This is a genomic window from Anaerolineae bacterium (assembly GCA_011176535.1).
Lineage (GTDB): Bacteria > Chloroflexota > Anaerolineae > Anaerolineales > DRMV01 > DUEP01.
In genome coordinates this window covers 1-13,559 of sequence record DUEP01000037.1, presented here as the reverse complement: position 1 = coordinate 13,559, position 13,559 = coordinate 1, and the positions used below count along the sequence as shown (strand labels likewise).

10 protein-coding genes, 2 pseudogenes and 1 riboswitch are annotated in these 13,559 nt (G+C 65.6%); of the genes and pseudogenes, 7 read left to right on the top strand and 5 right to left on the bottom strand.

The features are described from left to right. The first annotated feature begins 61 nt into the window (after positions 1–61). A complete protein-coding gene (ftcD, locus tag G4O04_04915) occupies positions 62–1,597 on the top strand; it encodes a glutamate formimidoyltransferase (GenBank protein ID HEY57862.1) in 1,536 nt (511 codons plus the stop codon). 85 nt (positions 1,598–1,682) lie between these two features. Here ftcD and G4O04_04910 read toward each other — a convergent pair whose 3' ends face one another. The 3 genes from G4O04_04910 to rpsB all read right to left on the bottom strand — a co-directional run bounded on the left by G4O04_04910 (position 1,683) and on the right by rpsB (position 4,107). Continuing rightward, the gene (locus G4O04_04910; protein HEY57861.1) at positions 1,683–2,405 is read right to left on the bottom strand and encodes a UMP kinase; all 723 of its coding nucleotides are present in this window, start codon (positions 2,403–2,405) and stop codon (positions 1,683–1,685) included. A gap of 58 nt (positions 2,406–2,463) precedes the next feature. Further along, positions 2,464–3,090 carry a translation elongation factor Ts gene (tsf, locus tag G4O04_04905; GenBank protein HEY57860.1) on the bottom strand — a complete coding sequence of 209 codons (627 nt, stop codon included), beginning with the start codon at positions 3,088–3,090 and terminating at the stop codon, positions 2,464–2,466. A 63-nt stretch (positions 3,091–3,153) separates the two neighbouring features. Next, positions 3,154–4,107, bottom strand: a complete 954-nt coding sequence (gene rpsB / locus G4O04_04900; protein HEY57859.1) for a 30S ribosomal protein S2 — start codon at positions 4,105–4,107, stop codon at positions 3,154–3,156. Between the two features lie 219 nt (positions 4,108–4,326). Next, a riboswitch (TPP riboswitch) is annotated at positions 4,327–4,438 on the top strand. 65 nt (positions 4,439–4,503) lie between these two features. On the opposite strand from rpsB, the gene G4O04_04895 reads away from it, so the two are divergent. The 5 genes and pseudogenes from G4O04_04895 to G4O04_04875 all read left to right on the top strand — a co-directional run bounded on the left by G4O04_04895 (position 4,504) and on the right by G4O04_04875 (position 8,355). Next, entirely contained in the window at positions 4,504–5,190 is a 687-nt protein-coding gene (locus tag G4O04_04895; protein ID HEY57858.1) for a thiamine diphosphokinase, read from the top strand. 55 nt (positions 5,191–5,245) lie between these two features. After that, entirely contained in the window at positions 5,246–6,001 is a 756-nt protein-coding gene (locus G4O04_04890) for a thiamine permease (GenBank protein ID HEY57857.1), read from the top strand. A 54-nt stretch (positions 6,002–6,055) separates the two neighbouring features. Beyond that, positions 6,056–7,579 (top strand): ABC transporter ATP-binding protein, encoded by a 1,524-nt coding sequence (locus G4O04_04885; protein HEY57856.1) that lies wholly within the window; start codon positions 6,056–6,058, stop codon positions 7,577–7,579. A 263-nt stretch (positions 7,580–7,842) separates the two neighbouring features. Further along, complete coding sequence (locus G4O04_04880) at positions 7,843–8,079, top strand: hypothetical protein (GenBank protein HEY57855.1); 237 nt, start codon at positions 7,843–7,845, stop codon at positions 8,077–8,079. A 41-nt stretch (positions 8,080–8,120) separates the two neighbouring features. Next, a pseudogene (locus G4O04_04875) lies at positions 8,121–8,355 on the top strand (hypothetical protein). Between the two features lie 346 nt (positions 8,356–8,701). On the opposite strand, the gene G4O04_04870 reads toward G4O04_04875, so the two are convergent. After that, positions 8,702–10,006, bottom strand: a complete 1,305-nt coding sequence (locus G4O04_04870; GenBank protein HEY57854.1) for a thymidine phosphorylase — start codon at positions 10,004–10,006, stop codon at positions 8,702–8,704. Between the two features lie 253 nt (positions 10,007–10,259). Between G4O04_04870 and G4O04_04865 the strand changes: the two are divergent. Then, positions 10,260–11,786 (top strand): annotated as a pseudogene (locus G4O04_04865) (fumarate hydratase). Between the two features lie 576 nt (positions 11,787–12,362). Here the strand turns inward: G4O04_04865 and G4O04_04860 are convergent. Continuing rightward, positions 12,363–13,559: hypothetical protein (locus tag G4O04_04860; GenBank protein ID HEY57853.1), on the bottom strand; the 1,197-nt coding region annotated here is incomplete at its 5' end.

The following is a 13,559-nucleotide window of genomic DNA, read 5'->3' as shown; positions in this document are numbered from 1 at the left end:
TCGGTCGGGCAACCGATGGTATGATAGGTACACCCGTCATCTTGAGAAAACGAGGTGAGCCATGAGCATACGCCTGGTGGAGTGCATCCCCAACTTTTCCGAAGGCCGTCGGATGGAGGTGGTGGAGCAAATTCTGGACGCCATCACCTCGATGGAAGGCGTGGTCGTGCTGGACCGCCATTCGGATCCCGATCACAACCGTACGGTGGTCACCTTCGTGGGCCCGCCGGAGGCTGTAGACGAGGCGGCCTTCCGCGGCATCGCCAGGGCCGCCGAACTCATCGACCTGAACCAGCACGAAGGCGAGCACCCGCGCATCGGAGCCACGGATGTGGTGCCTTTCGTGCCCATCGAGGGCGTCACCATGGCCGAATGCATCGAGATGGCCCGCCGCCTGGGCAAACGGGTGGGGGAGGAGTTAGGCATCCCTGTTTACCTATACGAAAAAGCCGCCACCCGCCCCGAACGGGAAAACCTGGAGAACATTCGCCGCGGCGAATACGAGGCCCTCAAAGAGGAAATCGGCAAGCACCCGGCCCGCGACCCCGATTTCGGTCCAGCCAGGGTCGGCCCGGCCGGGGCCACGGTCATCGGCGCCCGCGATCCCCTCATCGCCTTCAATGTGTACCTCACCACGGACGATGTGAGCATCGCCAGCAAGATCGCCCGCGCCGTGCGCCATTCCTCGGGGGGGTTGCGTTATGTCAAAGCCCTGGGCATGCTGGTCGAAGGCCGCGCCCAGGTTTCCATGAACCTGACCAACTACCGTAAGACCCCCATCGCCCGCGTGGTGGAACTCATCCGCCGGGAAGCCCAGCGCTACGGCGTGGCCGTGCATCACAGCGAACTGGTGGGTCTGGCCCCGCAGGAAGCCCTCATCGAGGCCGCCCGCTGGTATCTGCAACTGGACGCCTTCGAGCCAGAGCAAATTCTGGAGCGCCGCCTCTACAGCGCCCTGCAGGAAAAGCCCCTGCCCGAAACGCCGGAGCCCACCTTTCTGGACGAACTGGCAGCCGGCACCCCCACGCCGGGCGGCGGTTCGGCCGCGGCCTATACGGCGGCGGCAGGAGCGGCTCTGGTGGCCATGGTGGGGCGACTGACCGTGGGCAAAAAGAAATACAAGGCGGTGGAACCCCAGGTGTGGCCCATCCTCGAGCGCGCCGAGGAAGTGCGGCGCGAACTGGAAGCCCTGGTGAGCGAGGACGCCGCTGCTTTCGAGGCCGTGATGGCCGCCCGCCGATTGCCCAAGGCCACCGAGGAGCAAAAGGCCGCGCGCCAGCAGGCCATCCTGGAGGCCACCCGCAAAGCGGCCCAGGTGCCGCTGCGCACGGCGCGCCTGGCCGCCGAAGTGCTCGACCTGGCTGGGCAAATGGCCGCCATCGGCAACCTGAACGCCGTCACCGACGCCGGCACCGCGGCCGCCCTGGCCCATGCCGCCCTGACAGGCGCCACCCTCAATGTACGCATCAACAGCCTCGATTTGCCCGCGGAGGAGGCCAGGGCCCTCTTGGACGAGGTGCACGCCCTCGTCCAGCAAGCCGAAACGCGTTACGCCGAGGTGATGCGCACCGTTCACACCCGCGCCGGGCTGGATTAGGAAATCGTCTTTCACGGGCGGAGAGACGACAAACCGGGCCAGGAAATCCTCCTGGCCCGGTTCGCGCTTACGGGTCCTGGAAAGGCTATTCGGCCGTGACCAGGGTCCCCACCGGCTCACCATAAAGCGCCTGGCGCAGGGCGTCAGGATCCCATAAGTTGAGCACCAAAATGGACAGATTGTGGTCCATGCACAGCGAGAGCGCCGTGGAATCCATGACCTCCAGACGGCGGTTGAGCGCCTCCATGTAGGTCAGGCGGTCGAAGCGCTTGGCGTTGGGGTTAGTACGCGGGTCGCTGTCGTACACGCCGTCCACCTTGGTCGCCTTGATGAGCACATCGGCGCCTATCTCCATAGCCCGCAGCGCCGCCGTGGTGTCGGTGGTGAAGTAGGGGTTGCCGGTGCCGCCGCCAAAGATGACCACCCGTCCCTTCTCCAGGTGGCGCAGGGCGCGGCGACGGATGTACGGCTCGGCCACCGCACGCATCTCGATGGCCGTCTGCACCCGCACGGGCACACCTTCGCGCTCGATGGCATCCATCAGGGCCAGCGCGTTGATCACCGTGCCCAGCATCCCCATGTAATCCGCCGTGGCCCGGTCCATGCCGCGTTTCAACCCTTCGCGGCCCCGCCACAGATTGCCCGCGCCGATGACCACCGCCACCTGCACGCCCAGACGATGCACCTCGCACACCCGCTGGGCAATGGATTCGGCGGCGTCAGGGTCAATCCCCCGTCCGTCGGGTGGGGCCAGGGCTTCACCGCTGAGTTTTAGCAAAACCCGGTGATATTTCAATCGGGGAGACATACCGACCTCCTGCCAACGAACGAAAAAGAGGCCAACCGCGCGGTTGGCCTCTGAAGGGTCAGGCTTCCTGGGCGTCACTCTCCGGGGCACTGGTTTCACCCACTTCCCAACGCGTAAACCGCCGGATCACAATGTTCTCGCCCAAGGCCACCACCACATCATTCACCAGATCCTGCACCGTCATGTTGTCGTCGCGGATGTAGGGCTGATGCAGGAGCACGGCCTCTTCGTAGAACTTCTTCAGCCGACCCTCGACGATGCGCTCGATAACCTGCTCGGGCTTGCCTTCGGCCAGCGCCTGCTCTCGCCAACCCTGTTTGAGGGCTTCCAATTCCTCCGCGGGGATGTCCTTCTCGGAGACATACTTGGGGGACATGGCCGCAATTTGCAGGGCCAACTCGTGCGCCAGGTGGCGGAACTTCTCCGCCTTGGCCACGAAATCCGTCTCGCAGTTCAACTCGACCATCACACCCACGCGACCGTTGCCGTGGGAATACAGTTCGATCACGCCTTCGGAAGCCTGGCGCTCGGCCCGCTTGGCCGCCTTGGCCAGCCCTTTCTGGCGCAAGATTTCCTTGGCCTTGCCCAGATCGCCGTTGGCCTCTTCCAGCGCCTTGCGGCAATCCATGATTCCGGCGCCCGTTTCGGCGCGCAATTGCTTGATCAACTCCATCGAAACGCTCATCTTCAATTCCCTCGGTTCCTTCGGTGAGATTGTCAAAGGCCCAGCAACGAAAAGGGGACCCGCTCAGGCGGCGGATTCTTCACCGGACTCCGGCTTGGCCTCTTCGGTGGGTTCTTCTTTGGCGGCCTCGGTTTGAGGTTCAACCTCAGCCGGGGTCTCCGCTTCCTCTTCCGCAGCGGGCGCTTCCTCGACCGCCTTTTCCTGCGGCTGGATTTTGGCCAGGGTCGCCTCGCCCAGGAGCATATCTTCAGGCAACTCCTCCGCCTGCTCCTCCTCTCGGCGCGTGGCCTTCGCCTCGGCCGCCGCCTGCGCCTCGGCCTCCATCTCCTTGGCCCGCAGGTTCTTGCCCTCGATCACCGCATCGGCGATCTTCCCCACGATCAACTTGATGGACCGAATGGCGTCATCGTTGGCTGGGATCACATAATCGATACGCGAGGGGTCGCAGTTGCTGTCCACCATGGCGATCACGGGGATCTCCAGGCGATTGGCCTCCTTGATGGCCGTCTCCTCGCGGCAGACATCCACCACGAACAGCAGGTCGGCCAGGCCTTGCATGGTGCGCAAACCGCCCAGGCGCGCCTCCAGGCGCTCGATGAGCCGCTGCGCCCGAATGGCTTCTTTCTTAGGCAGGCGTTCCAACTGGCCGCTGTCACGCAGCCGCTCCAACTCCTCCAGTTTGCGGATGCGTTGATAGATGGTGCGCCAGTTGGTCAAGGTTCCCCCCAACCAGCGGTAGTTCACATAGGGCATGCCACAGCGAGTCGCCTCCGTGGCGATGGTCTCCTGCGCCTGGCGCTTGGTGCCCACAAAGAGCACCGTCCCCCCCTTGGCCACGGTATCACGCACCAGGTTGTAGGCTTCCTTGAGGGCTTTTTGCGTGATTTGCAGGTTGAGGATGTGAACGCCGTTGCGCTGGGTGAAGATGTAGGGCTTCATCTTGGGGTGCGCTTTGTTGGTCCGATGCCCAAAATGCACCCCGCTCTCCAACATGACTTTCATCGAAACGGTTGGCATTTGTACCTCCGCGTTAGGCCTCCGCCTTCCTCGTCCCTGCGCGGCACCGCACTGAACACGGCACGCCCCGGCAGGTCAGAAGGCGTGTGAGATAGGCTCCCGCCCAGGCGGGAGCCTAGCGCCGGGAGTATAACATGCCTCCCCGCTTTCGTCCAGCCCCATCGAGATTATTGACATACCCTCCCCAGAACTGTATAATGAGGGCAGCAACGCAACATACCGCCTTGCACGGGGAGCTCGGTGAGACCGGGCTGAGAGGAGGGCTGGAAGCCCTCGACCCGTAGCACCTGATCCGGGTAATGCCGGCGGAGGGATGCAGGCGGATGGCTTCGGAAATTGACGAAACCATCGGCCCTCCGCAGGCGCGGAGGGCTTTTTGCACCCCAGGAGATGGGCATGCAAGCCGTCGTTTTCGCCAACGGAACGCTCCACCTCCCTCCCCAGTGGCAGGAGATGGTCGCCCAGGCAGACCTCATCGTCGCTGCCGATGGCGGCGGTCACCATTGCCTGCGCCTGGGGGTGAAACCCCAGGTGCTCATCGGCGACCTGGACTCCCTCCCCGCCCCCGAAGTGGCCCGCCTCGCCGCCCAGGGCACGCAAATCCTCCGTTATCCGGCCCAGAAGGACGAGACCGACCTGGAGTTGGCCCTGTTGTGGGCCGTTGACCAGGGCGCCACGCATCTGGACATCCTGGCCGCCCTGGGGGGACGGTGGGATCAAAGCCTGGCCAACCTGTTCCTGGCCGCCCACCCGCGCCTGCGCGACGCCTCGCTGGTCTTCCACGACGGTGTGCAGCGGCTGTTCCTCATCCAGTCCTCCGCCGTCATCCAGGGCCGCCCCGGGGACCTCGTTTCCCTGATCCCCCTGAACGGCCCGGCCGAGGGCATCACTACCACAGGGCTGGCCTACCCCCTCACCAACGGCCGGCTGCCCTTTGGCGTGAGCCGTGGGGTGAGCAACCAACTGACCGCCCCACAGGCCATGGTGCAGGTCAGACGCGGACGCCTGCTGTGCGTCGTCACCCCTCAAGAGGGGTTGCAGGCGCTGGAAGCGGCGAAAGGCAACGCCGCCCCTCCTTCCTGAGGCCGTTCCTCGGCCGCCAGGCCGAGATACGCTACCCCACCTAAGGAGGTTCGCCATGGAAGGCAAGTCCGCTGTCCGCACGCTGCTCCACGCCCTCATCGGCGGGGCGGTGACCCTGCTGGTGTACTACCTGGCCGCCGTGGTGCGCGGCCCCGAAGTGGAGTACATCCAGTGGAACACCACCCATGCCCTGGTGCTCACCGTGTTGGGGCTGGCCGCCGGAGCCGCCTGGGGCTCCCGGCAGGCGTTGGAACGCTGGAAGACCCTGGAAGTCATCCTGGTGGCCAACCTGGCCCTGGTGTTTGGCCTGCTCTTCCTGGGTTGGGGCTTCGTGTGGAAGGTGGCTAAGCCGTTGAACACCCTCTTCCCCGGCACGCGCGATCTGGTGTACGGCTTCTGGTTCATCGCCTCCATCGTGGCCGCCTACATCATCCGCAAACCCGGCACGGCCTTAGCCGCCGAGACCCTGGCGGCCCTGGCCGAGTTCCTCGCCGGGGGCGAATGGGGCCTCACCCTGCTCATTTCCGGCATCGTCCAGGGTGGGATGGCCGAGATCGTCTTTGCCGCCACGGGGTACAAACGCTACGACCTGCCTACCCTCATGCTGGCCGGCGCCGCGGCTGGCATCGGCAGCCTGGTGGTGGACTACATGTTTTGGTACTATGACCTCAGCCTCAATGTCCTGGCCATCATGCTGGTCGCCCGATTGATTTCCGGCGCGGTGCTCTCCGGCTGGCTGGGCAAGGCCATCGGCGACGGCCTCTACCGCGCCGGGGCTTTAGGCTCCTTTGCCATCGCCCGCGAGGAATGATCCGCCGGTGGGGGCGGCCCTTGTGAGCCGCTCCCACCCCTCCCAGGGGTTCCCATGCCCATCGCCCTGCGCACCCAACACCTGACCGTACGCTACCCGCACACCGCCCGCCCGGCCCTGCGCCACCTCAGCCTGACCATCCACGAGGGGAAGACGGTGGTCCTGCTGGGGCCGTCGGGCGGCGGCAAATCCACCCTGGCCCTGACCCTCACCGGCCTCATCCCCCACGACATCTTCGCCCACATCCAGGGCCGGATCACCGTGGACGGCCTCGACCCCACCCAGGCCGCGCCCGGAGCCGTGGCCGCCCGCGTGGGCCTGCTCCTGCAGGACCCCGAAGCATCCTTCGCCACCCTCACCGTGGAAGACGAACTCGCCTTCGGCCTGGAGAATCTGCGCGTCCCCCCCGAGGCGATGGCCGCGCGCATCCAGACGGCCCTGGAGCAGGTGGGACTGCCTGATTACCGCACCCGACGGCTGGACACCCTCTCCGGCGGCGAGATGCAACGCATCGCGCTGGCCGCCCTGCTGGCCATGCGCCCCCCCATCCTCATCCTCGACGAACCCACGGCCAACCTGGACCCTCGCGCCACCCGCGAATTCTTCGAGACCCTGGCGCACCTCAAGGGCACGCACACCATCCTGCTCATCGAGCACAAACTGAGCGCCTGCCTACCCCTGGCCGACCGGGTGATTCTGCTGGACGAACAGGGGGGACTGCTGGCCCAAGGCGAACCTCTGCCCACCCTGAAGGCGCATCTGGACCAGGTGCTGCGCGCCGGGATTTGGGTTCCCCTTTCCCTGGACCCCCGAACCCGGTCCGCGCCCCCGAAGACCTTCCCCCCTCTGGTGGAACATCCTCCCGCCGTGGCCGTGCACGGGCTGACCTTCGCCTACCCCGATGGGCCGCCGGTGCTCCGCGCCATCGACCTGACCATTCCCCAGGGCGACTTCGTGGCTCTGCTGGGCCCCAACGGGGCCGGCAAGTCCACCCTGGCTCTGCTCCTCATGGGCCTGCTCCCCCAACGCCCCTCGCAAGGGGAGATCTGGCTTTTCGGGGAGCGGCTGGAGGACCTAACCCCGGCCAGGCTGACTGAGCGGATGGGCTATGTCTTCCAAAACCCCGAACACCAGTTCGTCACCGACCGCGTGTGGGACGAGTTGGCTTACGGCCCCCGCGTCCGGCGCTGGCCCGAGGCCCGCATCCGGCAGGTGGTCGACGACCTGCTGCAGCGCTTCCGCCTCAGCGAACAGGCCGACCGCAACCCCTTCACCCTTTCCCAGGGCCAGAAACGTCGCCTCAGCGTGGGCACCATGCTGGCCGTGGGCCAGCGGCTGCTCATCCTGGACGAGCCCACCTTTGGGCAGGACCGCAACACAGCCTACGCCCTGATGGACCTCCTGCGGGACCTCAACCGCCAGGGCGTGACGATTCTGATGATCACCCACGATTTGCGGTTCGTGCGCGAGTACGCCCGCCGGGCAGTGGTGCTTCACCAGGGCCACATCGCCTTCGACGGCCTTACCGAAGACCTGTTCGCCGCCCCCGCCCTCCTCGCAGAAGCCCATCTGTCCTGATCCCCCGGCGCCCTTTTCCCCCGCAAAAGCAGACAGCCGTTGAGCGACGAGGCCCCCAAGGGCTGTCTGCCGTGCAACCTTTTATGCCTGAAGGGGTTTTGAGAAATTGTCGCCATCCTCCCCCACAAGGAGCACCCTGCTATGACCAAAGTGGCTCTGGTCACCGACAGCAGGGCTTACTTCCCCCAGGAATTGGTCGCGCAATACGCTATCCGCGTGGCACCCCAGGTGCTCATCTGGGATGGCGAGACCTATCTGACGGGGTGGACATCCAGCCCCAGGCCTTCTTCCAGCGCCTGGCGAAGGCCAAAACCCTGCCCACCAGTTCCCAGGTCTCGGCGAAATCCTTCTACCAGATTCTCCGCGAACTGCACGAGAGCGGGCACGACATCCTGGCCGTGTTGATCTCCAGCAAACTTTCAGGCACCATCGCCTCGGCCGAGCAGGCCAGGGCCATGCTCCCCGAGGCTCGCATTGAGATCGTCGATTCCACACGGTAGCCACCCTGAGTTTCGTGGTGCTGGCGGCGGCCGAGGGCGCCATGCTGGGGGAATGCCGCGTCCTGGCCGAGGAGGCCAAAGGGCATGTGGGCGCGGTGCTCACGGTGCCAACCCTGGAATACCTCTATCGCGGCGGACGGATTGGCGGCGCCGCGCGCCTGGTGGGCACCATGCTCAACATCAAGCCCATCCTGGAAGTGCGCGGGGGGCATCGAGCCGCTGGAAAAGACGCGCACCCGCAAGCGGCGGGTGGACATCGCAGCTGGACGGCTATAGGGGCACGAACAGGTATGCGTGGCCACCTTCCACGCCCATGCCGAACCCAACGCCCGCCGGCTACCGGAGCAAATCGGCGCCCGGCGCCCTATCCAGTAAGCCCTCATCCGCCTCTCAGCCGTCGGCGTTCACGAGGGGCCCGGCACCATGGCGCTGACCTACTTGACCGATTTTTAGCCCGATACCCCGTAACTTTTTGGCGGCTTGAGGGTTATCCTTTGGTGAGTACCCCATCGGCGCTCCCGTATTGGGTTACTCCTCCATCCATCGTCCACCGGGGCGACCTGTGCAGGTCGCCCCGGTGGATTTTTCAGGGAGCATGTTGATGAACTGCGTCCCTCAATGATCATTCCACTGCGCCGTAGAAATGGGGCAACGGCTCCACCGGCTCATCGCTCCATTGCAGGGCGGTTTGCAGCCGCTTCCGCGCCTCGGCCAGCCGCTGCGGGTCGTTGGCGTGGATGGTGAACACCGGCTCGCCCTGCTCCACCCAGTCGCCCACCTTCTTGTGGACCACAATGCCCACGGCGTGGTCGATGGGATCTCCCTTCTTCTCCCGGCCGGCCCCTAAGATGACCGCCGTTTCGCCCACCACGCGGGCGTGGATTTGCCGGAGATAACCCCGGTGTGGGGCGGGCAACGGCTCGATGAGGCGGGCGGCAGGCAGGCGCTCCGGCTCGTCCACATAGGCCACATCGCCGCCCTGAGCCTGTACTAAGGCGCGGAACTTGGCCCAAGCGCTGCCGTCGTCCAGGGCCTGGACAATGCGCCGTTTACCCTCTTCGATATTCTGCACCACGCCGCCCAAGAGGAGCATATAGCCGCCCACGGTCAGGCAATGCTCACGAAAGTCGGCCGGGCCGCCGCCGTGCAGGGTGTCGATGGCCTCGCGCACCTCTAAGGCGTTGCCCACGGCGAAGCCCAGGGGCTGGTTCATGTCCGAGAGCAGGGCCACCGCCCGGCGTCCGGCCAGGCGGGCGATGGCCACCATGAGTTGCCCCAACGCGCGGGCATCGTCCAAAGTGCGCATGAACGCCCCCAGCCCCACTTTGACATCGAGCACGATGGCCTGGGCCCCGGCAGCGATCTTCTTGCTCATGATGGACGACGCGATGAGGGGGATGGAGGGCACGGTGCCGGTCACATCCCGTAAAGCGTATAGTTTGCCGTCGGCCGGGGCCAGGTCGGCCGATTGGCCGGTGAGCACGATGCCCACCTCCTGAAGTTGGCGCAGGAACTCCTCGGTGGTCAAATCGCAGCGGTAGCCGGGGATGGATTCCATTTTGTCCAGGGTGCCGCCGCTGAAGCCCAGCCCCCGGCCCGACATCTTGCCCACGGGCAGGCCGCAGGCGGCCACCGCAGGCAACACGGCCAGCGTGGTCTTGTCGCCCACCCCACCGGTGGAGTGCTTGTCCACGGCAACGGGCACCACCTGGGAGAGGTCCAGCACATCGCCGGAGAAGGCCATGGCCAGGGTGAGGTCCGTGGTCTCACGGGGGGTCATCCCGTTGAGCAGCACGGCCATGGCCCAGGCCGCGGCCTGATAATCGGGAATCTCCCCCCGGGTGAAGCCTTGGATGAAAAATTCAATCTCCTCTTTGGAAAGTTCCTGCTTGTCCCGTTTCCTGATAATGACATCCACAGCGCGCATGGGGGTTCTCCTCGAGGCAAAGGTCTCGTCGTTTCCATTATAGCGCAGGAAGGAAGAGAAAAAACCGCGGGTGGAACCGTGTTGTGGCTCGGTTTTTTCTCCCGACTGGCCTCGGTCGATAGCGATAGAGGTCGCCCCCCCTTTCCGTACCAAAAAATTGACGCTTTCTTGAGCCAAAGGCGCTTTTTTGCGGTAAGATATACTTTGGAGCGTCGTTGTCCCCTAGGGCTACTCTCTATCTGCGGAGGTTATCATGCGCGACTACACCGAACACTTTCTGGAACTGGTACGCCGCACGGCCACCGACCTGCCCGATGATGTAGAAGCGGCCATCAAAGCGGCGAAAGAAACGGAAGAGCCCAATACGGTGGCCTACCAGGTGCTCGACGCCATCCTACAAAATGTGGCCATAGCGCGGGCCAACGCCACCCCCATCTGCCAGGACACGGGCACCCCCATCTTCTATGTGGACTTTCCCCAGGGGTGGAGCCTGCGAGAACTGCGGCGGCAGATTGAGGCCGCCTTGGTCGAGGCCACCAAACGGGCCTACCTGCGGCCCAACGCGGTGCATCCCGTCACCGGCAAGAACACGGGGAACAACCTTGGCGACGAGTACTTCCCCACCATCCACTTCCACGAGGTGGACGGCGATACCCTACGGGTGCGCCTGATGCTCAAGGGCGGCGGCTCGGAGAACGTCTCCGCGCAGTACAAACTGCCCGACACCCGCCTCAAGGCCGGTCGTGACCTGGAAGGCGTGCGCAAGGTGGTCCTCGACGCCGTGTATCAGGCCCAAGGCAAAGGCTGCGCGCCGGGCTTCTTAGGCGTGGGCATCGGCGGCGACCGGGGCGCCTCCTTCTACGCGGCGAAGGAAGCCCTCTTCCGCCGCTTGGACGAGCCCAACCCCGACCCGGCGCTGGACGAACTGGAACGCCGCATCACCGAGGAGGCCAACCAACTGGGCATCGGCCCCATGGGCCTGGGCGGCAAGACCACGGTCATGGCCACGCGCATCAAGGTCATCCACCGCCTGCCCGCCAGTTACTTCGTCTCCATCGCCTACATGTGCTGGGCCTACCGCCGCCGCGAGATGCTCATCCGGGGCGACGAGGTCGTTATCCGCTGAGCCACCCTCTCAACCCCAGAAAGGAAGGGAGCCATGCGTGAGATCACCATCCCCATCAGCGACGAAGTGATTCGCAGCCTGCAGGCCGGCGACGCCGTGCTGCTCTCCGGCGTGATGATGACCGGCCGGGATGCGGTGCACAAATGGATCACCGACACCTTCATCAAGAAGACCCGCGAGCCCCAGGGCGACGACCTGGAAGTGTACGAGGCCATCAAGAAGGTGCTCAACGGCGGCGTGCTCTATCACTGCGGACCGGTGGTGGCCGGGCTGGACACCGGCGACTATCGCTTCGTGGCCGCTGGCCCCACCACCAGCATCCGTGAGGAGCCCTACGAAGCCGATGTGATGAAGCACTTCAACATCAAAGGCATCATCGGCAAGGGCGGCATGGGCACCAAGACCCTGCAGGCCTGCCAGGAGGTCCCGGCGGTGTACTTCCACGCTGTGGGCGGCGCGGCTTCGCTCATCGCCCAAAGCGTCCAACGGGTGCTGGCCGTGTACAAACTGGAGGAGTTCGGCGTGCCCGAGGCCATGTGGGTCATCGAGGTCAAGAACTTCCCTGCCGTGGTGACCATGGACAGCCACGGCAACAGCCTGCACGAAGTCATAGCCGAGCAGTCGGCCAAAGCCTTTCAGGAACTCGTGGGGTAATCGGCCAAAAGGTCTGACCAACGGGGCGTCGGAGCGGACGCCCCGTTGGTTTTCCCATCTAGCTAGCCTGTGGAAAACCCCCCGAAATCTGTGGAAAACACCCCAAAAAGTGGGGACAACTTGCTTCGGCCCGCTGAAGCGCAACGCCATATCTGGGGCCTTCTCCCACCTTCATAGCAGATATAGGCGTAGCGCGCCACCTGGGGAAACCCTGTGGAAAAACGACCTGCAGATCTCCCCAAGGCTTCCCCACCCCCCTGGGGAAAGCGCCACCGCCCTGAACCCCCATATCTGGCCCTCGACTTCAGGGCTTCCCCCACTCCTAGGGGTTTTGCACACTATCCCCAGGGTTTTCCACATTTCCCCAGCCCCTACGAAGACTACGATAACCTGATCTTTCCCTTGGGGAAAAGGAAAACATGACCCCGCATCCCGGCAAAGGCCTGAGGGTGGCCACCGTCTATCCTCAAGCGCGAAGCCATGGCATTTCAAGCGGCGTGGGTCGTGCGTCGTCAGGTCGTGACGCCATGGGCCCTGACGGCGCGGGTCTGGGCATCAGAGCATCCCCCCTGGGCATCACTCTTCCCCCTCCACCAGATACCCCATCTCCAGCAAGGCGGCGCGGAGGCGCGGCAGGGTGGCCTTAGGCACCACCACGGCCGTGGGGCCCAGCAGAGGGCCTAAGTAGCGCCGGGCCGGGCTACGTCGCAGGGCCTGCAAGATGGCTGGGTCGCCGACCTTCAGCACCGTAACCTCGGCGATTTCCACCTGGGTGCCGTGTTTCTCCCAGCGGGCCAGGGCGCGCACCAGGTTGGGCGGCACATGGGCGGCGTGGCGTTGCAGCAGGGCCAGCACCTGCCCGGCAAACAGCCCCTGCCGCCGCGCCTGTTGCAGGGCGCGGGGCGTCAGACGGTAGTGGTAGCCTCGTTGGTCCAGGGCCTCCCACGCCGTGGCGCGGGCGATCTGGTAGCGCACCCAGCGGGGGGCGTGGCGCGGGACGGTGATGCGCCCATCGGAAGTCACTTGCATCGGCGCCGAGGGGTGCCTGACGGGCGAAGCACTGGGCCGGGCGAGCAGGTCGGCCAGGTGCGCGGCGCGGCGGAAGGCGCGCGGGCTTTGCCCCGGTTCCGGCGCGGCCAGGTCCACGGCGCCGAACCAGTGCAGGGGGCCAGTGAGCAGAAAACGGAGTAGGGCACCGTCCACCTCGTCCCAGGCGGCCTCGCCCCGCAGAAACTGGCCGTCACTGCGGCGGCGCATGTACCAGGAGTCGAAGTCGCCGGGGGCCGGGCGGGCGAAGTCGGGGGCCTGTTGCCGCACCGCCTGAACGAAGGCCTCCAGGCTCCACCAATCCTCGGGCAGGGCCTGAAGCCAGGCCAGCACCTGCTCCCGGGGGCGGCGGTAAGGCCGCTCCCAGGCGCCTTCGACTTCCAGATGGGGCAGCAGGTGCAGTTCGTCGAAAAGGGGCGAGGTGCGCCAGGCGTGAAAGAGTCGCCGGAGGGCCTCGGCGTCGCCCAGGGTGAGGAAGGGTTTGATCCGGGCGGGCACAGGTGCTCCCTGCTCGTCGAGCAGGCCGGCCGCCCGGGCCAGAGCGGTCAGGGACCCTGGGGGGAAAGCCGCGCGCTCGGCGGGGAAGAGGGCGCTTTCGCCCTTCCCTAAGCGCTGGGCGGCCAGCAGGGAGGTCAGGGCGTTGAGTAGGTCGGGGTGCGGGAGGGGGTGAGCGTGTTCCTGGGGAGTGGCGGGGCGACCGGGGGGCTCGGCCACGGTGGGGGTGTC

Bases quoted from the DNA above. Each gene is read 5' to 3' on its own strand.
- G4O04_04885 (HEY57856.1), top strand. From the start codon at position 6,056: ATGCCCATCGCCCTGCGCACCCAACACCTGACCGTACGCTACCCGCAC.
- G4O04_04895 (HEY57858.1), top strand. From the start codon at position 4,504: ATGCAAGCCGTCGTTTTCGCCAACGGAACGCTCCACCTCCCTCCCCAG.
- rpsB (HEY57859.1), bottom strand. From the start codon at position 4,107: ATGCCAACCGTTTCGATGAAAGTCATGTTGGAGAGCGGGGTGCATTTT.
- ftcD (HEY57862.1), top strand. From the start codon at position 62: ATGAGCATACGCCTGGTGGAGTGCATCCCCAACTTTTCCGAAGGCCGT.
- G4O04_04890 (HEY57857.1), top strand. From the start codon at position 5,246: ATGGAAGGCAAGTCCGCTGTCCGCACGCTGCTCCACGCCCTCATCGGC.
- tsf (HEY57860.1), bottom strand. From the start codon at position 3,090: ATGAGCGTTTCGATGGAGTTGATCAAGCAATTGCGCGCCGAAACGGGC.
- G4O04_04910 (HEY57861.1), bottom strand. From the start codon at position 2,405: ATGTCTCCCCGATTGAAATATCACCGGGTTTTGCTAAAACTCAGCGGT.
- G4O04_04870 (HEY57854.1), bottom strand. From the start codon at position 10,006: ATGCGCGCTGTGGATGTCATTATCAGGAAACGGGACAAGCAGGAACTT.